Source organism: Actinomadura sp. 6N118, from assembly GCF_044326415.1.
GTDB lineage: Bacteria > Actinomycetota > Actinomycetes > Streptosporangiales > Streptosporangiaceae > Spirillospora.
The window spans coordinates 279,339-302,192 of sequence record NZ_JBIRAZ010000011.1 but is presented as its reverse complement, the minus strand read 5'-3'; the positions used below and the strand labels follow the sequence as shown (position 1 = coordinate 302,192).

Below are 22,854 nucleotides of genomic sequence, written 5' to 3'. Positions count from 1 at the left end.
GTCACGCAACTCCCTGCAGCGACTGGGCGTTCTGGCCGGCGCCGCCCACCTGGTCGGACGAGCGGGTCAGCCAGCCCTGCTTGTTCATGGTCACGAACGCGTACAGCTTGATGGGCAGCGAGATCATGATGATCACGAGTGCCGTCAGCGGCAGGAGCAGGATCTCCTGGGGATGGCGTTTGAGATGCGACCAGCCCCGGATGCCCCGCCCCAGGATGACCCAGCCGATCGCCAGCGAGATGCCCAGCGGGTGCAGGTTGTCCAGGATCCGGCTGAAGGCCAGGTAGGCCAGCGTGACGCCCATGGTGACCGGGGTGAGCAGGATCTGCAGCACGGTGACCTTGGTGACGAACGGCGTCTTCCACAGCCAGCCCTTCCACAGGGCCGTCAGGTAGCAGCGGTAGGAGTTGCGGCTCCACCGCACGCGCTGCTTGACGAAGGCGCTGAACGTGTCCGGGAACATCGAGATCGCACGGGCGGACGACTGGTGCACGGTCTTGTAGCCCTGCGACAACGTCAGCCAGGTAAGGCGGCCGTCGTCACCGGCGATACAGCGGCGGCCCATGAAGAACTCGTTCTCCAGGTTCTCCACGACCGGCAGGACCACCGAGCGGCGGTACGCGGAGGTGCGGCCGGACAGGCAGGCCACGCCGCCCTTGCTGCCCATGGCGGGCACGTAGTCGTAGTAACGCAGGTTGACCAGCCAGTCGGCGATCCTGCGCCAGATGCTGGTGGTGCGCTGGTAGACGTTCTGCTGCGTGCCGACGCCGCCGACCTGCGGGTCCTCGAACGGCATCTGGACCGCGTCCAGCAGGCCGGGCTGCCACCAGGTGTCGGAGTCGGCGAACACGATGAGCTCGCTGCGCGCCGCGCGGATGCCCACGCCCAGCGCGGAACGTTTGCCGGAATGCTCGTAGACCAGTACTTCCAGCCGTGGATCGCTGACCTCCGCGAGCCGCCGCTGCACTTCATGATCACCAACATCGACGACCATGATGATCTCGCTCGGATTCTGCGCCAGCCAGGTCTCCAGGCATTTCAGCTGGATATCCGGATCCTCGCGATAGGACGGCACGACCACCGAAACGGTGGTGCGGAAATTGTTGACAACCGGCTTGTCCATCCGCGACAAGATCACTCTGTAGAGCCAGAGCGACCACACCAGCAGGCCCGCGAACCCGAGCGGTATGAACCTGCGCCAATCACCCCCGGCTGCGGCGTCCTGGATCATCTCCCAGGCGTCGTCCAGCCACCCCGTGACAGCTGACAACTGCGTCCCCTCTCCCGTCGCACGGCGTCGGGAGGGGTGCGCACACCCCTGCGCGCCCCCAGCTGCCCCGAGCCAACCCCGTAAGAGTGGAGGGCATCGTGGTCAATCCACAATTGCCACATCTGGCCACTCTTGGAACGGAGTCCCCAGGTGTTGCCAATTCGTTGCTGATCAACTTTCGTAATTAACGAAAAGGGCCCCGGGTGGTGTGCTGGCAATCAGCTGGACTGTTCTTTGACACGCGGCCGAAACATTGGCGTGGTGGGGCAATGGGGTGTTTTGGCCTTGATGGTGCGCAATGAGTTGAATGTCCGTTTATCGAGGTCCTATCGAACCGCGTTCGAGAGTGCCGCGAGAACGCGCTGTGAGTTGTGTCACGTTTTGCCTGCCCTTGAATCCCGATGTGATCCAGCACGGGTGAAATCGGGCGTTCGGGATGGGTTGTCACCAGTTACCAGCGGGTAGCATGATGGTGAGTTACTGACCAGTACGTGCAGCGGGGTCCGCGCGGCGCCGCAGGATCTGACGACGGAGTGTTCGACCATGGGGCACTACAAGAGCAACCTCCGGGACCTGGAGTTCAACCTCTTCGAGGTGTTCAACCGCCAGGACCTGCTCGGCAGCGGTCCCTACGCGGAGCTGGACGAGGACACCGTGCGGAGCATCCTGGACGAGGTCACCCGCCTCGCCGAGGGCCCGCTCGCCGACTCGTTCGAGGACGCCGACCGCAACCCGCCCAAGTTCGACCCGGCGACCGGCGACGTGGCGATGCCGGAGAGCTTCAAGAAGTCCTTCAAGGCGTGGATGGACGCCGAGTGGTACCGCATCGACCTGTCGCCGGAGTTCGGCGGCACCGGCGCGCCGCGCAGCCTCACTTGGGCGATTTCGGAGCAGGTGCTGGGAGCCAACCCGGCCGTTTACATGTTCGCCTCGGGCCCCGGCTTCGCCCACATCCTGTGGAACATCGGGACCCCCGAGCAGAAGAAGTTCGCCGAGCTGGCGCTGGAGCGCCAGTGGGGCGCCACGATGGTGCTGACCGAGCCGGACGCAGGCTCGGACGTGGGCGCCGGCCGCGCCAAGGCCGTCCAGCAGCCCGACGGCACCTGGCACATCGAGGGCGTCAAGCGCTTCATCACCTCGGCCGAGCACGACATGTCCGAGAACATCTTCCACCTGGTGCTGGCCCGCCCCGAGGGCGCCGGCCCCGGCACCAAGGGCCTGTCGATGTTCCTGGTGCCCAAGTACCTGGTGAACGTCGAGACGGGTGAGCTGGGCGAGCGCAACGGCGCCTACGTCACCAACGTCGAGAAGAAGATGGGCCTCAAGGTCTCCACGACCTGCGAGCTGACCTTCGGTGAGAAGCAACCGGCCATCGGCTACCTCGTGGGCGACGTGCACGAGGGCATCAAGCAGATGTTCATGGTGATCGAGTACGCCCGGATGATGGTGGGCACCAAGGCCATCGCCACCCTCTCCACCGGTTACCTCAACGCGCTGGAGTACGCCAAGGAGCGGGTGCAGGGCGCCGACCTCACCCAGATGACCGACAAGACCGCGCCGCGGGTGACGATCACCCACCACCCGGACGTACGGCGCAGCCTGCTGACCCAGAAGGCCTACGCCGAGGGCATGCGGGCGCTGGTCCTGCTGACCGCCTCCTACCAGGACGCGGTGCAGATCGCCGAGCACGAGGGGCGCAAGGACGAGCTCGCCGAGAAGATCAACGACCTGCTGCTGCCGATCGTGAAGGGCTTCGGCTCCGAGCGGGCGTACGCGCTGCTGGGCGCCGAGTCGCTGCAGACCCTGGGCGGATCGGGCTTCCTGCAGGAGTACCCGATCGAGCAGTACATCCGGGACTCCAAGATCGACACCCTGTACGAGGGCACCACGGCCATCCAGGGCATGGACCTGTTCTTCCGGAAGGTCCTCCGGGACAACGGCGAGGCCCTCAAGCACCTGACCGGTGAGATCCAGGCGTTCGCGGCGAGCGACGCCGGCAACGGCCGCCTCAAGAACGAGCGGGCGCTGCTGGGCAAGGCGCTGGAGGACGTGCAGGGCATCCTCAACCCGATGATCGGCTGGGCCCTCGGTTCGATGGAGAACCCGAAGGAGCTCTACAAGGTCGGCCTCAACAGCAGCCGCTTCCTGCTCGCGCTCGGCGACCTGGTCGTGGGCTGGCTGCTGCTGCGCCAGGCCGAGATCGCCCTCGGCAAGCTGTCCGGCGGCGACATCTCCGACGGCGACACGAACTTCTACACCGGCAAGGTGGCCGCCGCGCAGTTCTTCGCACAGACCGTCCTGCCGAGGATCGCCGCCGAGCGCGCCATCACCGAGGGCACCACGCTCGACGTGATGGACCTGCCGGAAGAGGCGTTCTAGTCCCCATCCGTCTCCCGCGGACTGGATGAGCCGCCCCCGTCACCCCCGTGGTGGCGGGGGCCGCTCGCTAAGGTTGGGCGGTACCGTCGGCGAGCCCCCACCGGACGGAGAACTCGATGTCGGCCCGCAGGCTCTCTGCTCCCCTCGTTCTTCCGCTCGCCGTGGTGGTCCTCCTAGCCGCGGCCTGTAGTACGGATTCGAGGCCACCGCAGGAGGTGGAGCCGCCGCAGGCCAAGCCCGGGGCCTCGTCCGCCCCGACACAGCCGCAGACCGGTACGGGTCTCATCAAGGAAGGCTGGTTCGGCGGCGGTGACGCGCTGCACGCCAAGGTCGAGATCAGAGAGGTCGAACGGCAGGGCGCCAAGTCCGTGCTGAAGCTCACCGTCACCTCGCTGGACAGCGCCGCCAAGTCGATGGCGTTCCCCGTTCCGCTGATCGACCCGGTCGGCCGCAAGCTGTACCGCCCGGTCAGCCCCAACACGGCCGTCCAGTTCCAGCCGAACGTGGCCCGCGAGCTCATCTCCGAATACCCGGCGATCCCGCAGGCCGTCACGAGGGTCACCGCCCTCACCCCGGGCACCGCGGGGGAGTACACCGGCGTCCCGGTCACCGGCGTCGCGTCGTCGCCCGCCTCGGACGCCCAGCCCGACGCGGCCAATCCGGTCGACCTCTACGACATCACCGAGGGCGAGATCAGGGACGTCACGTCCAGCGGTTCGGACGTGACGGTCAACCTGCGCACCGACGTGCTCTTCGCGGTCGACTCGGCCAAGCTGTCCGGCCGTGCCAAGGCGGTGCTCGACCAGGCCGCGCAGGAGATCAAGGCGAAGGCCGATTCCGCGAAGCAGCCGCTCACCGTCACCGGCCACACCGACAGCAAGGGCGCCGACGACCACAACCTCAAGCTCTCCCGCGAACGCGCCGAAGCCGTCGCCAAGGAACTGAAGACCCGGCTAGGCGAGAGCTACCGGTACTCGACCGAGGGGAAGGGCGAGACCGCCCTGATCGCCAAGGAGGGCGACAAGGACGACGCGCAGGCCCGTGCCCGCAACCGCCGCGTGGAGATCTCCTATGTCGTCCGGCAGCAGACCCAGGGCACGACAGCGACCACGACGGCACCCGCCGGCAACCGCGGCGGCACCGTGCAGCCCGCGACCTTCCGGGCCCAGGACGGCAAGACCGTGGCCAGTCGCTACGGGCGCTTCGGGGCGGAGAAGCGGCGGCTCGACGTGAAGCCGTTCTACCGGGACGGCGCGTACATCGTCGCGGTGTTCGACCTGGTGAGCGAGGGGCCGGGAACGACACCGGCGAACGCCGCCTACCCGCACAAGGACTATGCGGGCGGTGCGTTCACGTCGTTCTCCATCGTCGGCCCGAACGGCAAGGACATCTACCGTGCGGTGCGCGTGGGCCAGTCGGCCGGTGAGGCCACCGTGTACGTGGATCCTGGCCGTTCCACGTACCGCACCGGGCAGAACCAGCCGAGCCGCGCGTTCGTCTACATCCCCGCCCCGCCCGGCAACCTCACCACTGTCGTCTTCGACGGCGGCCCCTTCGGCAAGGTCAACAACGTGCCCGTCCAGTAGTTCCTTCGGATGCGGCGATCAAACCGGGTGTGATGTACGAGCCGAACGGATAATTAAAGAGCACGACAACGGATCGTCTGGCGGAGGTCACATGGGTGTCGGCGTCAGTGTTTTCACGATCACGCTCGGGTTGATCCTCAAGTTCGCGATCCGCGCGGATGCGATGAAGGATCCGGTCGACATCCATGTGATCGGGGTCATCCTGATCATCGTCGGCGGTGTCTCGTTCGCGCTGCAGCTGCTCATGATGGTGCGGATGCAGCAGCGGAGCGCGCACAATCCCGAGAGCAACCGAGACCGCCTCTACAACGGGGACAACCCGCCGCCGGTCTGATCGTCCTGTGCGGATGTTCACCGTCCCGGACGCCCCCGGCCGCCCGCGCGCGACGGCCGAGGGTGTCCAAGCCCTCATGACCGGGTCAGGCCCGGTCTTCAGAGGGAATGAGGGGAATCAGGGGGAAATCAGGCGAAGCGGTCAGCTCACCGGCCGGTGGTGCCGGTCCACCAGAGCGGCTTGCGGCCCTTGTAGAGCACGACGTTGCCGTCGTTCTGCACCGCCAGGAACGCGCCGGGGTGGTGGCCCGGGTTGATCGCCCAGATCGGCTTACGGCCCTTGTAGGTCACGAGGTTGCCGTCCGACTGCATGATCGTGAACGCGCCGGGCTGGCGGCCCGGGTTGGTCGCCCAGAGAACCTTGCGGCCCTTGTGGAGGACCAGGTTGCCGTCGGTCTGCTGTATGAACGTGTACTTGCGGTTGGGCGAGAGGACGGCCTGCCCGGGGTTGAGGCGCTGCGGCGACACGAGCGTGCCGATGTAGATGTTGCGCCACCAGATCGCCTTGCGCCCCTTGTAGAGCACAAGGTTGCCGTCGTTCTGCACGGCCAGGAACGCGCCGGGGTAGCGGCCGGGGTTGGCCGCCCAGAGCGCCTTACGGCCCTTGTAGACGACGAGGTTGCCGTCCTTCTGCATGACGGTGGAGGCGCCCTTGCGCCCGCCCGTGAGGGTGCTCCAGAGCGCCTTGCGGCCCTTGTAGAGGACGAGGTTGCCGTCCTTCTGCTGGATCAGGCGGTACTTGCCGTTCCGGGACTTGCGGTATTGGCCGGGCTTGAGGATCTGGCCGGGCTTGAGCAGGTCCCCGACCGCGCGGGTCGCCTGAGCGGCGGAGGTCGCCTGGGCGGCGGGGGCCGCAGTCGTCTCGGCCTGTGCGGCGGTGCCGGCCACTAACGGTGCGACGACGGCGCCCGTGGCCATGGCCACCGCGGCGAGGCGCAGTTTCTTCACGAAGGTCTCCCTTGTCTCACTCGAAACAACGAAATCGTCCGTTCTGGACGTCACATCAGATGCCGGAACGATCAATTGGGTTCCACTGCGGAATGTGACAAGGACCGCCCCGGTGGAATCCGGGACGGCCCTTGGGCGTGTCTCTTGCCGGTGAGCGATCAGCTCCAGGCGAGCATGCGCATCGGGTCTTCGAGCATGTCGCCGATGTCGCGCAGCACCCGCGAGCCGAGCTCGCCGTCGATGATGCGGTGGTCGAACGACAGCGCGAGCGTGGAGACCTTGCGGATCGCCAGCTCACCCTCGTACACCCACGGCATGTCCCGGATCTGCCCGAACGCGAGGATGGCCGCCTCGCCCGGGGTGATGATCGGGGTGCCGGTGTCGATGCCGAAGACGCCGATGTTGGTGATCGTGAACGTGCCGCCGGAGAGGTCGGCAGGGGACGCCTTGCCCGCCCGCGCCGTCTCGATCAGCGCGTTCAGCGCCTTGGCGAGCTCGGGCAGCGACAGGTCCTGCGCCTCCTTGAGGTTGGGGACCAGGAGCCCGCGCGGGGTGGCGGCCGCGATGCCGAGGTTCACGTAGTTCTTGACCACGATCTCTGCACCGGAGTCGCCCTCGGCCCAGGACGCGTTGGCGCCCGGGTTGCGGCGGAGGGCGGTGAGCACCGCCTTCGCGGCGAGCAGCAGCGGCGAGACCTTGACCTCCGCGAACTCGGGAAGATCACGGAGCCGCCGTACGGTCTCCATCGTGCGGGTCACGTCGACCTGCACGAACTCGGTGACGTGCGGGGCGGTGAACGCCGAGCCGACCATGGCCGTGGCGGTGGCCTTGCGCACGCCCTTGACCGGGATCCGCTCCTCGCGCACACCCGGAGCCGCGGCTGTGGCCGCTGCCGGGGCGGCTTCGGTGGGAGCGGCGGTGAGGGCGGCCTGGACGTCCTCACGGGTGATGGAGCCGCGCGGCCCCGATCCGATGAGGGTGGTCAGGTCGACCCCGAGGTCCTTGGCCATCTTGCGTACGGGCGGCTTGGCCAGGGTTCGTTTATCCACAGGCTGTGGATGACTGGCCGGCTCCTCCCGTACGGGCTGTGGAGGTGCTGTTGGAGCCGCGGTGGCGGCCGGGGCAGCGGCCGAGGTATCGGCCGGGGTGTGCTCGGACTTGCGCGGACGGCGCTTGGTGGCGCCGGGCTTGACCCCGTACCCCACCAGCACCGGCTGGCGTTTGGGCTTGTCCGGCGCGACCATCCCCGGCTCCTCGACCCGGGGCACCATGTCCTGCTGCAGGGCCGCGGGCTGGGCCGGAGGCTCGGACACGGGCGTCGCGACGGCTGCGGACGGGGGCTCCTCACCTTCCGTGGCCACGTCCACCGAAATGATCGGCACGCCTACGTCCACCGTGTCGCCCTCGGTGACCATGAGCTCTGCCACCACGCCCTCGAACGGGCAGGGCAGCTCCACGATCGCCTTGGCGGTCTCGATCTCGACGATGGTCTGGTTGACCTCGACCTGGTCGCCGGGCTGCACGTGCCACTTGACGATCTCAGCCTCGGTCAGGCCCTCGCCCACGTCGGGCAGCTTGAACTGCTTACGGTCGGTCATCGGGGTCACCAGGCGAAGGTCCGGTCGACCGCGTCCAGGATGCGGTCGAGGTCGGGCAGGTAGTGGTCCTCAAGGCGGGACGGCGGGTACGGGGTCGAGAACCCGCCGACCCGCAGCACCGGCGACTCCAGCCGGTAGAAGCACCGTTCGGTGATGCGCGCGGCCAGCTCGGCGCCGTAGCCGGAGAAGACCGGTGCCTCGTGCACGACCACGCAACGGCCGGTCCGGTTGACCGACTCGGTGACGGTGTCGATGTCGAGCGGGTTGAGCGAACGCAGGTCGATGACCTCCAGCGAACGCCCCTCCTCGGCGGCGGCCGCGGCGGCCTCCAGGCAGGTCTTCACCGCAGGCCCGTACGCCAGCACGGTCACGTGCTCGCCCGGGTTGACCACGTGCGCGTCGTGCAGCGGGCGCCAGTCGGCGGGGGCGGCCTCGACGTCCACCGGGGCCTTGTCCCAGTAGCGGCGCTTGGGCTCGAAGAAGATCACCGGGTCCGGCGAGGTGATCGCCTGCTGGATCATCGTGTACGCGTCGGAGGAGTTGGAGCACGCCACCACGCGGAGCCCGGCGGTGTGGGTGAAGTAGTTCTCCGGCGACTCGGAGTGGTGCTCGACCGCGCCGATGCCGCCGCCGCACGGGATGCGGATCACGACGGGCAGCTGCAGGGCGCCCAGTGACCGCATGTGCATCTTGGCGAGCTGCGTGATGATCTGGTCGGCGGCCGGGAAGACGAAGCCGTCGAACTGGATCTCCACGACCGGACGGTAGCCGCGCAGGGCGAGGCCGATCGCGGTGCCGACGATGCCCGACTCGGCCAGCGGGGTGTCGATGACCCGCTCTTCGCCGAAGTCCTTCTGCAGCCCGTCCGTCACCCGGAACACGCCGCCGAGCTTGCCCACGTCCTCGCCCATGACGAGGACCTTGGGGTCGTTCTCCATGGCCTTGCGCATGCCCTCGTTGAGGGCCTTGGCCATAGGCAGGTTGCTGGCCGACTTGGTCTCCGTCGACTGCGTCACGAAGACACCCCCTCAAAGGACTCCAGGTAGGCGGCGAACTGCTCTTGTTCCTCGGTCATCAGCGGGTGCTTGTCGGCGTACACGTTCTCGAACATGGCCAGCGGCTGCGGGTCGGGCAGCGCCAGGCAGGCCTTGCGCAGCTCGGTGGCGAACTTCTTGGCCTCGGCGTCGAGGTCGTCGAAGAACGAGGTGTCGGCCAGGTCGTTGCGGACCAGATACGCCTTGACGCGCTCGATCGGGTCCTTGAGCTTCCACGACTCTTCCTCGGCCTTGAGCCGGTAGCGCGTGGGGTCGTCGGTCGTGGTGTGGGCGCCCATCCGGTAGGTGTAGGCCTCGACGAGCGTCGGGCCCTGTCCCGTACGGGCGGCTTCCAGCGCCTTGCGGGTCACCGCGAGGCAGGCGAACACGTCGTTGCCATCCACCCGGAGCCCGGGGAATCCGTAGCCCTGCGCGCGCTTGTAGAGCGGGATCCGGGACTGCTTCTCCAGGGGCTCGGAGATGGCCCACTGGTTGTTCTGGCAGAAGAACACCACTGGGGCGTTGAACACCGAGGCGAAGACGAACGACTCGTTCACATCGCCCTGGGACGTCGCGCCGTCGCCGAAGTAGGCGATGGTGGCGCCGGCCTTGTCGGTGCCGAGCACGCCGTCGCGCTGGATGCCCATCGCGTAGCCGGTGGCATGGAGCGTCTGGCTGCCGATCACGATCGTGTAGAGGTGGAAACCGTGCTCGGCCGGATCCCAGCCGCCGTGGTTCACGCCGCGGAACAGGCCCAGCAGGTTGAGGGGCTCGACCTCGCGGCACCAGGCGACGCCGTGCTCGCGATAGGTCGGGAAGACCATGTCGTTGGCCGTGAGGGCCCGCCCGGAGCCGATCTGGGCGGCCTCCTGGCCCAGCAGCGAGGCCCAGATGCCGAGCTCGCCTTGGCGGGTGAGCGCCACCGCCTCCAGGTCGATGCGACGGGTGATCACCAGATCGCGGTACAGGCCGCGGATCTCGTCGGGGGTCAGGTCAAGGGGGTAGTCCGGGTGCCCGACGCGCTCGCCCTCGGGGGTGAGCAGCTGGATGAGCTCGGTCCCGTCTCTGTCCGGCTGGGCGAGCTCGGGGGTGTCGGGCGCGCCGCGCACGGAGTCAATCGTCATCGATGACACTCCTCGTTCGGGGCCGGTACGCGGGATCGCCGCGGTCCGGCCGGTGTCAGTGACATCGGTCCCCAGGTAAAGGGACGAATGCCGCTTAGGTCATCGTGGCAGACATCACACCCAGGGACGCAAGCCCCCGATTACGGCTCTCCTACCCAGCCGATGGCGTGACCCACCGGATTCCGCGTGTGGCTTGGGTCGCTGGGCCCCCGGGCGCGCCGAGTCAGCTTGTCGCGAACGCGGGCAAGTCGGTTGCCGGCGGCCGGTCACTCGCGGGACAGGGCCCGGGTGGCGCCTGCGGCGACGGTCAGGCCGAGGATGAAGCCCGAGATCACCAGGAAGTTGGCGATCCACTGGTAGACGCCCTCGGGGGAGAACAGCCGTTCCTGGCCCAGGTCGCCGATCGGCAACAGCAGGTCGAGGGTGTAGAAGAACGCGTTGAAGTGCGGAGTGTCATCGGCGTTCAGGATCGCCGGCTTGTGCAGGGAGAAGACGATCGTGCCGAACGCGAGCAGCCCGACCAGCCAGCTCGCGGCGCGGAACGGCCGGTAGCCGTAGCCGATCAACAGATCCTGGCCCCAGCCGACGACCTTGCGGGACAGGCCCTGGGTCTGGCGGCGGTCGCGGGCCTTGGCCAGCAGGACGGAGCGGCCGTCGGCGTCCAGGCCGAGCGTCCGGTAGGCGTGGGCGAGCCGTTCGTACGGCTGGGGCGCGTAGCCGTCGGTGTCGCGTCGCAGCCAGTCCAGCCGTTCGCGGGCGGTCATCGGCGGGTCGAGCGTCTCGTACTGCAGGCCGTCCAGCTGGAGGCGGGCCGCCCAGGTCTTCTTGTCGTCGCGCAGCAGGCCGATCTTGGCGTACGACATGTCCGCGGTGCCCTCGATCGGCTCCGCCGGGGTGAGGAGGACCTCCTCGGCCTGCAACCGCTGGAGGCTCAGAGCCGTCCCGCTGGGGTTCTTGAGCTTTGCGCCTCGCAGGCTGAGCTGGCCGCTGATGTGGGCGCCGGCGAAGCTCACCGTGCCGTCGGCGGAGAACGCGTCGGAGCAGTAGACGTCGGTCTCCACCGAGAGATCGTCGGCGTTCAGCGCGGTCCGTTCCGGATGCGAGAGCTCGGCGCCGACGAACGACAGGTAGCCGCCGACGCGGGCGCCGCGCAGGCGGATCTCGCCCTGGGCGGAGAAGCCCCCGTCGCAGAACACGTTGGCCGCCACGTCGAGGCGGCTCGCGTACAGCGCGGCCCCGGACGGGTTGTGCAGCCGGGCCTGCCGGAAGATCAGCTGGCCCCCGACATGGGCGCCCGGGAGGCGCACCTCGCCGTTCGCCATGAAGTCCCGGTCGCAGTAGACGTTCGCGTCGACGGTGAGCCGGTCGGCCAGCAGCGCGTCCCCACCCGGGTTGATCAGGTGGACGCCCGACATGTTGAGGATGCCGGTGATGTGCGCCCCGTCCAGCCACAGCCCGTTGGAGACGCGGCTGCCCTCCAGCCACAGGTGGCCGTCGATCCGCGTACCGGAGGCGACCAGTCCGGGCAGGCGGCAGCGCATCATGTGGACGCTGTTCATGTTCGCCCAGTAGAGGTGCGGGGGCTCGTCGAAGGAGCAGCCGGTCAGGGCCAGCGGAACGGTCACCTCGGCGTGTCCCAGGTTGAGCGCCCCGATGATCCGGGCACCCGTCAGCCGTACGGCCGCGACCTGGCCGGGCTCCGCGTCGATGGCTCCGGCCAGCAGCGCGACCAGCACCTCGGCGCGTACCAGCCGGTCCTGCCCCCAGTGCTCGGAGAAGGCGGGATCGTTCTGCGCCGGATCGGGGCTGGACAGATCGACGGACTCGCCGCGCGGGAACGCCTCCCAGAGACGGCGCTCCTGCGGTGACAGCTCCTCGATGTTCATCGGGACGGCTCCGTTGAGAAGGCGGGTGGGACTGGGATCTGGGTGCGGTGACGAGGGTATGGCTAACGAGCCAGGGCGATGGGTTGCAAGAGGTAATGGTGCCGTACGCTTCAGCCGTACGGAAAAGAGCAGATCAGTGAGGGGGCGGTCGTGGCGCGTGTCGTCGTCGACGTCATGCTCAAGCCGGAAATCCTCGATCCGCAGGGCCAGGCGATCGCCAGGAAGCTCCCGCAGATGGGGTTCGACGGGGTCGTGGGCGTCCGGCAGGGCAAGCGGTTCGAACTCGAACTCGACGGGCCCGCGGACGAGGCCGCGCTCGAGCAGGCGAACAAGATCGCTGAAACTCTCCTGGCCAATCCGGTCATCGAGAGTTACGAAGTGCGCGTTCTCTGAGGCCGGCGTTCACAGAGTCGGGTAGAGGCGTTACCGCGCGTGCACGCGACAGGAGTCAATCCGCGAATGACCGCGAAATTGGCGAAGCGGCAAGAGTGTGATGATTGACACAGTTGGCGCGGTCCAAAGGTCTAGACCCTAAGCAGAAAACCCGCAATCACGGCGTTCGCCAGTGTGGACATCCGTGGTTCATAGGAAAGACCCGTCACTGTAACGATTACGGAAGTAATCGCCGGGGAAGTGTTAGCTGCGTCGAGTCGTCCATAGCGACCCGCACACGGGGTCGGCCAGGGGAGTGCCTGGAAATGACACGAGGTGGCCGGTGGACATGAAGTTCTCCCTCGCGCTACCCCGCGAGGCGCTCAGCATCCCGGTGATTCGGCGCGTCCTCGGTGACGCGCTGCGCGGCCTCGGCGTTTCCGACGACTGTGTCGCGGATATCCTCGTCGCCACTTCGGAAGCGTGCACGAATGTGATCCAGCACGCGCGCGCCAGCGGCAATTACGAAGTGATCGGCTGTGTCGACGACGACGCCTGCGTCCTGAAGATCATGGATTGGGGCCGGGGGCTCCGAAAGGCCGAGTCCGACGAGGATCGCGGGATATTGAGCGAATCCGGACGCGGGATTAAGATCATGCGGGCGCTGGTGGACGACCTCAACATCGAGTCCGTTCCGGACGCGGGCACGGTCGTTCACCTGCAGAAGCGCCTGACCTGGCGCGATGAAGCACTGATCCGCCGCCTCGAGCGCCAGCTCATGCACAGCGCCGGGTAGATTGGTACGCGCGCGGGGGATCCAGGCGCGCATCGCGAGGCGGGGCGGCACCCCGCCAGGGGGCTGGAACCGGCGGGCAATGCCGCCTGTCCCGGCGCCCTCTTTTCGGAGGAACAGAAGAGATGGACGCTGCCCGGGTAGGGGTCATCACCTTCCCTGGTTCGCTTGACGACCGGGACGCCGCACGCGCCGTACGACTTGCCGGCGCCGAGCCGGTGGCACTCTGGCACGCCGACCACGACCTGCAGGGTGTGGACGCCGTCGTCCTGCCCGGCGGGTTCTCCTATGGGGACTACCTGCGGGCGGGCGCGATCTCGCGGTTCGCGCCGATCATGACCGAGCTGGTGGCCGCCGCGGGCGACGGCCTGCCCGTGCTCGGCATCTGCAACGGCTTCCAGGTGCTGTGCGAGTCGCACCTGCTGCCGGGGGCGCTGCTGCCCAACGCCGGACTGCACTTCGTCTGCCGCGACCAGCGACTCCGGGTGGAGGACGCGGAGACCTCCTGGACCTCCGAATACCGTGAGGGCCAAGAGCTCGTCATCCCCATCAAAAACCGGGACGGCCGCTTCACCGCCGACCCCTCCACCATCCACGAACTGGAGGAGAGCGGCAGGATCGTGGCCCGCTACCTCGACGTCAACCCCAACGGCTCGCTCAACGACATCGCAGGCATCCGCAACGAGGCCGGCAACGTCGTCGGCCTCATGCCCCATCCCGAGCACGCCGTGGAGTCCCTGACCGGCCCGTCCACCGACGGGCTCGGCTTCTTCACTTCGATCGTCAAGAAACTGGTCGACGCATGAGCGAGCCGCGGAAGCGAACGGAAAGCAGAGCATGAGCGAGCAGCCGCCAAGCACGCCCGGTGCCCCGCAGGGACATCCCCGCTCGCGGGAGGACGAGCCGAGCCTCGAGTGGCTCGCCGACCTCAAGTCGGACGCCGACGATCCGGAGTTGCAGCCCGTCGACCCCTCGGTCACCCAGGCCTTCGAGGCCCTCGCGGACGAGGCCGAGGCGGAGGCCGCGACCGGCACCGGCCCGATCCCGGCCGTACCCGCCGCCGGGGGGATCCCGATCCCGTCGGCCGGGCAAACCGTGGAGCTCACCGCCGAGGCCGCCGCAGTGTTCTCCCAAGCCACCCAAGCCACCCAGGCCGTCCATGCCACCCCGGCGTCCCAGGCCGAGAGCCGTGACGTGTCCGGCCCTGCAGAGCCCGCACAGGCCCAGCAGGAACACGACGCCCCCGAGTCCCTAGAGCCCGCTCCACACCTCGCGTGGGCCGCTCAGGAGCCCGCAGAGCCCGCTCAGGAGCCTGGGGAGGTCGTCCGGGAGCCAGGAGAGCCCGTCGAGGAGGCAGCGCAGGCCCCGGAGGCCCCGGCCGAGCCCAAGGCGGCCGACGAGGCGCTCGCGGCGCTGACCGGCCTCGCCAACGCCGAGCCGCCCAAGCCCGCCGCCTCACAGTCCACCGCTGATTCGCAGCAGTCCACCGCTTCAGAGTTCGCCACGTCGCAGTCCGCCGCCTCAGAGTCAGCCGCTTCACAGTCGGGTGCGATCTCGGAGGCCGACGCTGCCCTGATCGCCGCCGCGACGACCGAGGAGACCGCCGTTCCGGCCTCGGACACGGGCGAGCAGCCCGCGGTCCGCGCGCCGTCGGCGATGACCCCGCCGGTCGTGCACGAGACCGACACCGTCGCCACCGCCGCGGCGACGCCGGACCGGCCGCAGCCCTTCGCCGAGCTCGGCATGAAAGATGAGGAATACCAGCGGGTCCGTGACATCCTGGGCCGCCGCCCCACCTCGGCCGAGCTGGCGATCTACTCGGTCATGTGGAGCGAGCACTGCTCGTACAAGAGCTCCAAGGTGCACCTGCGCCAGTTCGGTGACAAGGCGCCCAAGACCGACGCGCTGCTGGTCGGCATGGGCGAGAACGCCGGCGTCGTCGACGTCGGCCACGGCTGGGCGGTGACCTTCAAGGTCGAGTCCCACAACCACCCGTCCTACGTCGAGCCCTACCAGGGCGCGGCCACCGGCGTCGGCGGCATCGTCCGCGACATCATGTCGATGGGCGCCCGGCCGGTCGCCGTCATGGACTCGCTGCGCTTCGGCCCGGCCGACGCGGCCGACACCCAGCGGGTGCTGCCCGGCGTCGTCGCGGGCGTGGGCGGCTACGGCAACTCGCTCGGCCTGCCCAACATCGGCGGCGAGACCGTCTTCGACGCCTGCTACGCGCAAAACCCGCTGGTCAACGCGCTTTGCGTGGGCGTGCTGAAGCACGATGAGATCAAGCGCGCGGTCGCCCCCGGCCCGGGCAACCGGGTGATCCTGTTCGGCGCCGGCACCGGCCCGGACGGCATCGGCGGCGCCTCCGTGCTCGCCTCCGCGACGTTCGATGAGGAGTCTCAGGCCAAGCGCCCTAGCGTGCAGGTCGGCGACCCGTTCATGGAGAAGCTCCTCATCGAGTGCTGCCTGGAGCTGTTCCGCGAGGACCTCGTGGTCGGTATCCAGGACCTCGGCGCCGCGGGTGTCTCCTGCGCCACCACCGAGCTGGCCGCGGCCGGCACCGGCGGCATGCACGTCGAGCTCGACACCGTCCCGCTGCGCGACGCGACGCTGCTCCCCGAGGAAATCCTCATGAGCGAGTCGCAGGAACGCATGATGGCGGTCGTCTCGCCAGACAAGGTCGACCGCTTCATGGAGATCTGCGCCAGGTGGGAGATCCCCGCCACCGTGATCGGCGCGGTCACCGACACCGGCCGCCTGGTGATGACCTGGCGCGGCGAGACGATCGTCGATATCCCGCCCGGCACCGCCGCCGACGAGGGCCCTGTCTACGAGCGGCCTTACGCGCCGCCCGCCGACCTCGGCTCCCTCCAGGCCGACACGCCCGGCCGCCTGACCCGTCCGGCCAACGCCGACGACCTGCGCAACACCGTCCTCTGGCTCGCGGGCTCACCCAACCTGGCCAGCAAGACCTGGGTGACCTCGCAGTACGACCGGTACGTCCTCGGCAACACGGTTCTGGCCATGCCCGAGAACGCCGGTGTCGTCCGCATCGACGACGAGAGCGGCCTGGGCATCGCCCTCTCCCTCGACGGCAACGGCCGTTACACGCGCCTCGACCCGTATGCCGGCGCCCAGCTGGCGCTGTCGGAGGCCTATCGCAACGTCGCCTCCACCGGTGCCCGTCCGCTGGCGGTCACCAACTGCCTTAACTTCGGGTCCCCCGAAGACCCCGGCGTCATGTGGCAGTTCGCCCGCGCGGTCGAGGGTCTGGCCGACGCCTGCCAGTACCTCGGCGTCCCGGTCACCGGCGGCAACGTCTCGTTCTACAACCAGACCGGCACCACGCCGATCAACCCGACCCCGGTCATCGGTGTTCTCGGAGTCCACGACGACATCCGTCGCCGCGTGAACATGTCGTTCACCTCCGAAGGCGCCACCCTCGCCCTCCTCGGCGAGACCCGCGAGGAGTTCGGCGGCTCCGAATGGGCGCACGTGGTCTATGACCACCTGGGCGGCCTGCCGCCCCTGGTCGACCTGGCAGCGGAGGCCGCGCTGGCCTCGGTCCTGGTCACCGCCGCCCGCGAGGGGCTCCTGACAGCCTCGCACGACGTCTCCGACGGCGGCCTGTCCCAGACCCTCGTCGAGTCCTGCCTGCACGGCGGCCTGGGCGCCCGGATCACACTGCCGGTTGACCCGTTCGTGTCCCTGTTCAGCGAGTCCGTGGCCCGCGCCGTCGTGGCGATCCGCCCCGGCGGCGAGGCCCGCCTCGCGGCCCTCTGCGAGCAGGCCGGCGTCCCGGTCACCCAGCTCGGCGTCATCGGCGGCGACTCGCTGACGTTCTCCGCCCCGGGCGACACCAAGGAGCTGTTCTCCATCCCCCTCGCGGAGCTCCGCGAGGCCCACGAGCGCACCCTCCCCAGCTACGCCGACTGACCCGCCCAAACGAACCGAGCGCCCGGCACCACAAGGTGCCGGGCGCTCTTTGCGTCTGCCTGGTTCCTGAGGGTTTTTAGGGGCCGCACCCGGGCATGATTGTTGCGGTTAGTAGCGATGCGATTACAGAAAGTGAATTGGAGAGTTTTGTGAAGCGTCTCCCCATGCTGACGGCTACCTGCGCTGCCGTAGCAATCGCCATGCTGCCCGGCGCCGGACCGGCCAGCGCCGGGACCGGTGTCTCCGACTGGCACTGCGTCCAGGCCGGCGGCTCGCTGCTGTCTGTCGGAGATGACTACGTCTGCTACGGCGGCTACCACAACGGCGACCCCATCTTCAAGAAGCACGAGAACCAGGGGCACGAGGGGCACCAGGGCCACGAGAACCAGGGGCACCAGGGGCACGAGAACCAGGGACACCACGAGAACCAGGGACATCAGGGCCACGAGAACCAGGGGCACCAGGGGCACGAGAACCAGGGACACCACGAGAACCAGGGACATCAGGGGCACGAGAACCAGGGGCACGAGGGGCACCAGGGCCACGAGAACCAGGGACACCACGAGAACCAGGGGCACCAGGGCCACGAGGGGCACGAGGGGCACCAGGGCCACGAGAACCAGGGGCACCAGGGGCACGAGGGGCACCAGGGCCACGAGAACCAGGGGCACCAGGGCCACGAGAACCAGGGGCACCAGGGCCACGAGGGGCACGAGGGGCACCAGGGCCACGAGAACCAGGGGCACCAGGGGCACGAGGGGCACCAGGGCCACGAGAACCAGGGGCACCAGGGCCACGAGGGGCACGAGGGGCACCAGGGCCACGAGAACCAGGGGCACCAGGGCCACGAGGGGCACCAGGGCCACGAGAACCAGGGACATCAGGGGCACGAGAACCAGGGGCACCACGAGAACCAGGGGCACCAGGAGACGCAAGGGCACGAGACCCAGGGTCACCATGAGACTCAGGGGCAGGAGACCGAGGGTCAGGAGGGCGAGGGTCAGGAGAAGTCGGCTGGCGACGTCTAGTACTGCACGTCATTAGGCGGTGCCGGGTCTGCTGTCACCCGGCACCGCCTGTTGGCGTATGCAGCGCCCTCGCGCTAAAGCGCAGCGCGCCTAGAAGACCGAGATGTGGACGTGGTCGTAGTGGTTGGCGGTATTGCCGCCTCGGTTGCTCATGCCCCTCCAGCCGGGGCTTCGCATGTCGTAGATGCGCTGGCGCCAGATCACGTACTTGATGCCGAGCTTGCTCGCGTTGGCGATGACGTACGCGGCGGTGCGGTCGCCTAGGGTTTGGGCGCTGCCTGTGGCCATGCGGCCGCCTGTGGTGACCATGAAGTCGCAGGCGTGGCCGGTGCCGTGGTCCTGCGGGTCGCCGGTGGAGCGCACGCAGCCGATCATCGGGAACGGGCCGAACTCCACGTCCAGGATGTCGTGGACCTTCTTCATGCGGGGCGTGACCCCGTTCATCCCGGCGCTCGGTGACTCGGGCTTGTACTTCTTCAGCAGCTCCTTGACCCGGGCCTTCTCGTTGAGAAGCTCCTTGATCTGCTTCTCGAGCTGCTTGACCTTGCGTTGCGCCTCGACCTTGGCCTGCTCCTGCTGGTTCACCAGCTGCTGGATCTGCTGGACCTTGGCAGCCTGGTTCTGGGCCACGTGGCTGACCAGGGAGGCGTTGTTGAGATACGTGGAGGGGTCGTCGTTGGCGAGGACGGCCACGGACGGGTCGGCGCCGCCCGTCATGTACTGGGAGGCGGCGATCTGTGCGACCAGCCCGCGGGCCACGGTCAGGTCCTCTTTGAGGTTCTGGGCCTTCTTGAGGGCCTCCTTGACCTCGTGCTGGGTGTCCTTGAGCTTGGCCAGGTCGCCGCCGTACGCCTTGTCCAGCTTCTCGATCTGCTTGTTCAGCTTGGTCAGACGGCCGCTGTCGCCGGGGTCGGCCTGCGCCGACGGACCGGTGACCGTGGCGCTCGCGACCAGCGGAACGACGCCGACGACGGCTACCAATGCGAGCCGTGTGCGGCGCCAGCGAGTGGAGGTGGGGGTCTCCACGTATCTCCTCTCCTCGATCGCCTACCGGGTTAGCTGACGGGTTCGGGCCGGGAGTCAGCCCTATCGGGTCCGCTGGGTGCGGATCCGGATTCACCCCGGTCGAGCCGCCCAGGACTGAGCCTGGGAGGTCCGACAGGTGGGTCCCCGGTTCCCGCGCGGCATGTCGCGGGACTCGGCGGGTTCGGCCAGACTGCCTGTCTTGCCGAGGCGAGTCACCGACCGAATGCCAATGAACTTTAAAGAACTGTTCGTTGCCTCGCCAAGATTAAACCCCTGACGAGGGTGCGATGGCTGCGAGTCCCGGAAGCAGGGCGCCACGTGGGAGCCGGGACATCCTATGTGAGTCGGTTCACAGCTTTGCCTTGAACAGAAGCTTGTTGGGCGTGCCGGTGGGGAGGCCCTTGAGGCGCCCTGGGATCGCGTTGGTGTTCAGCCACTTTTCTACCTGCGCGAAGCTCGCCTTGCGGTGGGTGGTGAGGTAGAGGACGGCCACGCCCGCCACGTGCGGTGACGCCATCGAAGTGCCGTCGAGGGTCTCGCGCTCGTTGCCGGGGTAGGTCGAGGCGATTCCCACGCCCGGGGCATGGATGTCCACGCACTTGCCGTAGTTGGAGAAGCCCGCCCGGCCGTCGCGCGGGCCGCTCGCGCCGACCGTCACGACCCCGGGCGCACCAGCGGGCGAGGTGTTGCAGGCCGGCTTGTTGTCGTTGCCTGCCGCCACGGCGACGAAGACGCCGGACTTGGAAAGGGCGGCGACAGCGGTGTTGAGCGCGGTGGACTTGGACCCGCCGACCGAGATGTTGGCCACAGCGGGCTTGGCCGCGTTCGTACGGAGCCAGCGGACGGCGGCGACCACGTTCGACATCGGGCCGGTGCCGTCGCAGCCGAGCACGCGGAGGGCACGCAGCTTGACCTGCTTGGCCACGCCGTACCGCTGCGAGCCGATGGTGCCCGCCACGTGGGTGCCATGGCCGTTGCAGTCGGCGCCGTCGGCGTACTGGGCGGCCTTCCAGGCGATCGAGGCGCGACCCTGGAACTGCGGGTGCTTCACGTCGAGGCCGGTGTCGATGACGTACGCGTTCACGCCACGGCCCATGGAGCTGTAGCGGTACGACTTGGAAAGGGGCAGCTTGCGCTGGTCGATGCGGTCGAGCCCCCAGGGGAGGGGCGAACGCTGCGTGCCGCCGCTGATCTTCACGATCTGGTCCTGCTCGATCGCGGCCACGCGGCTGTCGCGGCGGAGCTTGTCCAGCTGGGCGGAGTCGAGCTTGGCGGCGAAGCCGTTGAGCACGCCGTCGAACCGTTCCACCGCGGAGGCCTTCACCTGCTGCGCGGCGGCGGCGGTCGAGGCGCCGCTCTTCAGCGTCACGATGTATTTGCCGGGGATCGGCGTGCCCTCGGCGGCGGTGACCTGAACGAGGGGATCGTCGGGGTCGGCGGCCAGCACGGGGAACGCGGCGGCGGCACCGACGCAGGCCGCGATCGAGCCAGTGATCAGCAGCCTTCGGGGGACAGCCCGCACAAGGGACTCCTTCTGTCGCGGCCACGAGCGGGGGCACGGGCAGGGCGACCATGATCCAGGGGAACCGACAAGGGGGTACCTTATTGGATCCATTGCGATATCTGCAGCTAGACCAGACAATTCGGTCGAGCTGAGTCGGATGCGGTCGAGCTGGGGCGGACGTGGCCGATCAGTTCTTCTTGAGCTTTCCCTGGTAGCCAGGGTTGGCGCCCGGCTGGTGCATCCATGCGTACTGCAGCGTGCCGTCCGACTGGCGCACCACCCGCACGTTGCCGCTCGTGCACGGCTTGGCCACGGTCAGGGACATCTCCAGCCGCTGGGTGGTCCCGCTGGTGAGCGCGAGCGTGCCGACGCAGTTGTTGAACCTGGCCTGCGCGATCTTCCCCCCGGCCTGGAACGTCACCTCGATCGAGAACGAGGCGGCGCTCCTGGCGTTGACGGCGGTGCCCTTCCAGGTGCCGGCGAAGACCTCGGGGATCGTCGACACCGGCCGGTCGTCGTTCGCCGGCCTCGCCTGCGGCTGGTCGCCTGCGTCGCCGTTCAGCTGGGGCCACAGGACCAGGGCGATGATCGCGATGCCGACCAGGACGCCGATGGTCAGCGAGGCCGCGACGCCGAGAACGTGATTGTCGGGCCGCCGGAACTTCGGGATCCGTGGTCTCCGGGAGACCGGGGGAGCGGCCAGCACCGCCGTGTGCTGATGCCGGTCGTCCGGAAGTTGTTGCTGGGCGCCGGTGTCCATGCCGGGGATGAGGTGCGGCGTCCGTCCAGGGGACTCGGCAGGGCCCGGATGGGAGGGCGGCGCTGCCGCAGCGCGCGGAGTGCGCGGAGCGCTCCGAGCCCCCGGCGCGGCCGGGGCCGCAGTCGGCGGGAGCGCGGGCATGGCCTGGGTGGCCTCTTCGGAGCGCGTGGCAGGGGGTGCCTGTTCGACCCAGGCGGCGGCCGGGCGCTCAGGCCTTGTGATCTCCATCTCATTCCGCACGGCGGGTGAAACGGAGATCGGCGGCCGCACCGTGATGGCGGGCTGAGGGCGCTGCACGGGCGAGTCGACCGGCGCGAGATCGGGGATCGGCGCGGTGCCGTCAGCGAGACCGCGGCCCTCGGCCACCATCCGTTCCGGCAGTCGGCCGGCCAGCGTCCCGTCCTCGCCGAGCAGGCGCTGGAGAACGTCGCGAGCCGTTGGCCGGTCCTCCGGCTCCTTGGCCAGTGCGTCACCCACCACCTCGCGCAGGGCCTCGGGCAGTACGGAGACATCGGGCTCGTCGTAGACGATGCGCTGCATCACCTCGGATTGGGAGTCTTCCCCGAACGGAGCCGACCCCGTCACCGCGAACAGCAGCGTGGCCCCCCAGGCGAACATGTCCGCTGCCGGGCCGATGCCCACCCCGCGCAACTGCTCCGGGGACTTGTAGCAAGGATCGTCGGCGACGCGGCCCGTCGGGTTGGCGCAGACCGCCTCCAGGGCTCGCGCGACGCCGAGATCGGTGACCCGGGGGCCGTCCCTGCCGAGCAGGACGTTCCCGGGTTTGAAGTCGTGATGCACCGCTCCGGCGCGGTGCGCGGCCGCGAGGGCGATCGCCATGCCGGCCGCCAGCCGCTCGGTCACCGCGGCGCCGCGCGGGCCCTCCTCGGTGACCAGCTGGTGCAGGGAGGGGCCGCCGACGTACTCGCTGACCACGTACGGGCGGTCGCTCTCCACGTCGGCGTCGATGATCGCGGCGGTGCAGAATCCGCTGACCCGCTGGGCCGCGGCGAACGCGCCGGCGAACCGCGCCCGCGCGGCGGGTTCGCCGCTCAGCCGCAGGTGCAGGAGCTTCACCGCGACGGTGCCGCCAGCCGGGCTGCGGCCCAGAAAGACGGCGCCCTGTTCGCCCACGCCAAGCCGGCCGGTGATCTCGTAGTCGCCGAGACGCTGCGGATCACCGGGCTGCAGGGGCAGAGCCTCGGCCATCTAACGAACCTCCGTGTTCCTCCCGCCGGGACTCCGTCCCGGCCGGCCCCCCGATCCTTGCGTCGGCA

17 protein-coding genes and 1 riboswitch are annotated in these 22,854 nt (G+C 68.8%); of the genes, 8 read left to right on the top strand and 9 right to left on the bottom strand.

The features are described 5' to 3' along the window. Position 1 precedes the first annotated feature (1 nt). Positions 2–1,270 (bottom strand): glycosyltransferase family 2 protein, encoded by a 1,269-nt coding sequence (locus ACH34W_RS28590; RefSeq protein ID WP_395964182.1) that lies wholly within the window; start codon positions 1,268–1,270, stop codon positions 2–4. Positions 1,271–1,813: 543 nt separating this feature from the next. Here ACH34W_RS28590 and ACH34W_RS28585 point away from each other — a divergent pair. From ACH34W_RS28585 to ACH34W_RS28575, 3 genes are all read left to right on the top strand, one after another. Continuing rightward, complete coding sequence (locus tag ACH34W_RS28585) at positions 1,814–3,649, top strand: acyl-CoA dehydrogenase (protein ID WP_395964181.1); 1,836 nt, start codon at positions 1,814–1,816, stop codon at positions 3,647–3,649. Between the two features lie 116 nt (positions 3,650–3,765). Beyond that, on the top strand, positions 3,766–5,235 hold the full coding sequence (locus ACH34W_RS28580) for an OmpA family protein (protein ID WP_395964180.1): 1,470 nt from the start codon (positions 3,766–3,768) through the stop codon (positions 5,233–5,235). A gap of 91 nt (positions 5,236–5,326) precedes the next feature. Continuing rightward, positions 5,327–5,569, top strand: coding sequence for a DUF6458 family protein (locus ACH34W_RS28575; RefSeq protein ID WP_395964179.1), 243 nt, complete (start codon positions 5,327–5,329; stop codon positions 5,567–5,569). A 146-nt stretch (positions 5,570–5,715) separates the two neighbouring features. Here ACH34W_RS28575 and ACH34W_RS28570 read toward each other — a convergent pair whose 3' ends face one another. The 5 genes from ACH34W_RS28570 to ACH34W_RS28550 form a co-directional block, all read right to left on the bottom strand. Continuing rightward, a complete protein-coding gene (locus tag ACH34W_RS28570) occupies positions 5,716–6,516 on the bottom strand; it encodes a hypothetical protein (RefSeq protein WP_395964178.1) in 801 nt (266 codons plus the stop codon). A 158-nt stretch (positions 6,517–6,674) separates the two neighbouring features. Then, positions 6,675–8,114: a dihydrolipoamide acetyltransferase family protein gene (locus ACH34W_RS28565; RefSeq protein ID WP_395964177.1), complete on the bottom strand. Its 1,440-nt coding sequence runs from the start codon at positions 8,112–8,114 to the stop codon at positions 6,675–6,677. A 5-nt stretch (positions 8,115–8,119) separates the two neighbouring features. Beyond that, the gene (locus ACH34W_RS28560; protein WP_395964256.1) at positions 8,120–9,088 is read right to left on the bottom strand and encodes an alpha-ketoacid dehydrogenase subunit beta; all 969 of its coding nucleotides are present in this window, start codon (positions 9,086–9,088) and stop codon (positions 8,120–8,122) included. A 38-nt stretch (positions 9,089–9,126) separates the two neighbouring features. After that, the gene (pdhA, locus tag ACH34W_RS28555; protein WP_395964176.1) at positions 9,127–10,272 is read right to left on the bottom strand and encodes a pyruvate dehydrogenase (acetyl-transferring) E1 component subunit alpha; all 1,146 of its coding nucleotides are present in this window, start codon (positions 10,270–10,272) and stop codon (positions 9,127–9,129) included. A 266-nt stretch (positions 10,273–10,538) separates the two neighbouring features. Then, positions 10,539–12,158: a hypothetical protein gene (locus ACH34W_RS28550; RefSeq protein ID WP_395964175.1), complete on the bottom strand. Its 1,620-nt coding sequence runs from the start codon at positions 12,156–12,158 to the stop codon at positions 10,539–10,541. A 150-nt stretch (positions 12,159–12,308) separates the two neighbouring features. Between ACH34W_RS28550 and purS the strand changes: the two genes are divergently transcribed. The 5 genes from purS to ACH34W_RS28525 all read left to right on the top strand — a co-directional run bounded on the left by purS (position 12,309) and on the right by ACH34W_RS28525 (position 18,287). Next, on the top strand, positions 12,309–12,551 hold the full coding sequence (purS, locus tag ACH34W_RS28545; RefSeq protein WP_151561117.1) for a phosphoribosylformylglycinamidine synthase subunit PurS: 243 nt from the start codon (positions 12,309–12,311) through the stop codon (positions 12,549–12,551). A gap of 328 nt (positions 12,552–12,879) precedes the next feature. Beyond that, entirely contained in the window at positions 12,880–13,326 is a 447-nt protein-coding gene (locus ACH34W_RS28540) for an ATP-binding protein (protein WP_395964174.1), read from the top strand. A gap of 122 nt (positions 13,327–13,448) precedes the next feature. Continuing rightward, on the top strand, positions 13,449–14,129 hold the full coding sequence (gene purQ / locus ACH34W_RS28535; RefSeq protein ID WP_395964173.1) for a phosphoribosylformylglycinamidine synthase subunit PurQ: 681 nt from the start codon (positions 13,449–13,451) through the stop codon (positions 14,127–14,129). An 850-nt stretch (positions 14,130–14,979) separates the two neighbouring features. Further along, on the top strand, positions 14,980–17,259 hold the full coding sequence (gene purL / locus ACH34W_RS28530) for a phosphoribosylformylglycinamidine synthase subunit PurL (RefSeq protein ID WP_395964255.1): 2,280 nt from the start codon (positions 14,980–14,982) through the stop codon (positions 17,257–17,259). Positions 17,260–17,423: 164 nt separating this feature from the next. Beyond that, positions 17,424–18,287 (top strand): hypothetical protein, encoded by an 864-nt coding sequence (locus tag ACH34W_RS28525; RefSeq protein WP_395964172.1) that lies wholly within the window; start codon positions 17,424–17,426, stop codon positions 18,285–18,287. Positions 18,288–18,377: 90 nt separating this feature from the next. Here ACH34W_RS28525 and ACH34W_RS28520 read toward each other — a convergent pair whose 3' ends face one another. The 3 genes from ACH34W_RS28520 to ACH34W_RS28510 all read right to left on the bottom strand — a co-directional run bounded on the left by ACH34W_RS28520 (position 18,378) and on the right by ACH34W_RS28510 (position 22,786). Next, the gene (locus ACH34W_RS28520; RefSeq protein ID WP_395964171.1) at positions 18,378–19,313 is read right to left on the bottom strand and encodes a coiled-coil domain-containing protein; all 936 of its coding nucleotides are present in this window, start codon (positions 19,311–19,313) and stop codon (positions 18,378–18,380) included. 2 nt (positions 19,314–19,315) lie between these two features. Then, positions 19,316–19,501: riboswitch (cyclic di-AMP (ydaO/yuaA leader) on the bottom strand. A gap of 161 nt (positions 19,502–19,662) precedes the next feature. After that, on the bottom strand, positions 19,663–20,835 hold the full coding sequence (locus ACH34W_RS28515) for a S8 family peptidase (RefSeq protein WP_395964170.1): 1,173 nt from the start codon (positions 20,833–20,835) through the stop codon (positions 19,663–19,665). Between the two features lie 169 nt (positions 20,836–21,004). Next, positions 21,005–22,786: a serine/threonine protein kinase gene (locus ACH34W_RS28510; protein WP_395964169.1), complete on the bottom strand. Its 1,782-nt coding sequence runs from the start codon at positions 22,784–22,786 to the stop codon at positions 21,005–21,007. Positions 22,787–22,854: the final 68 nt, after the last annotated feature.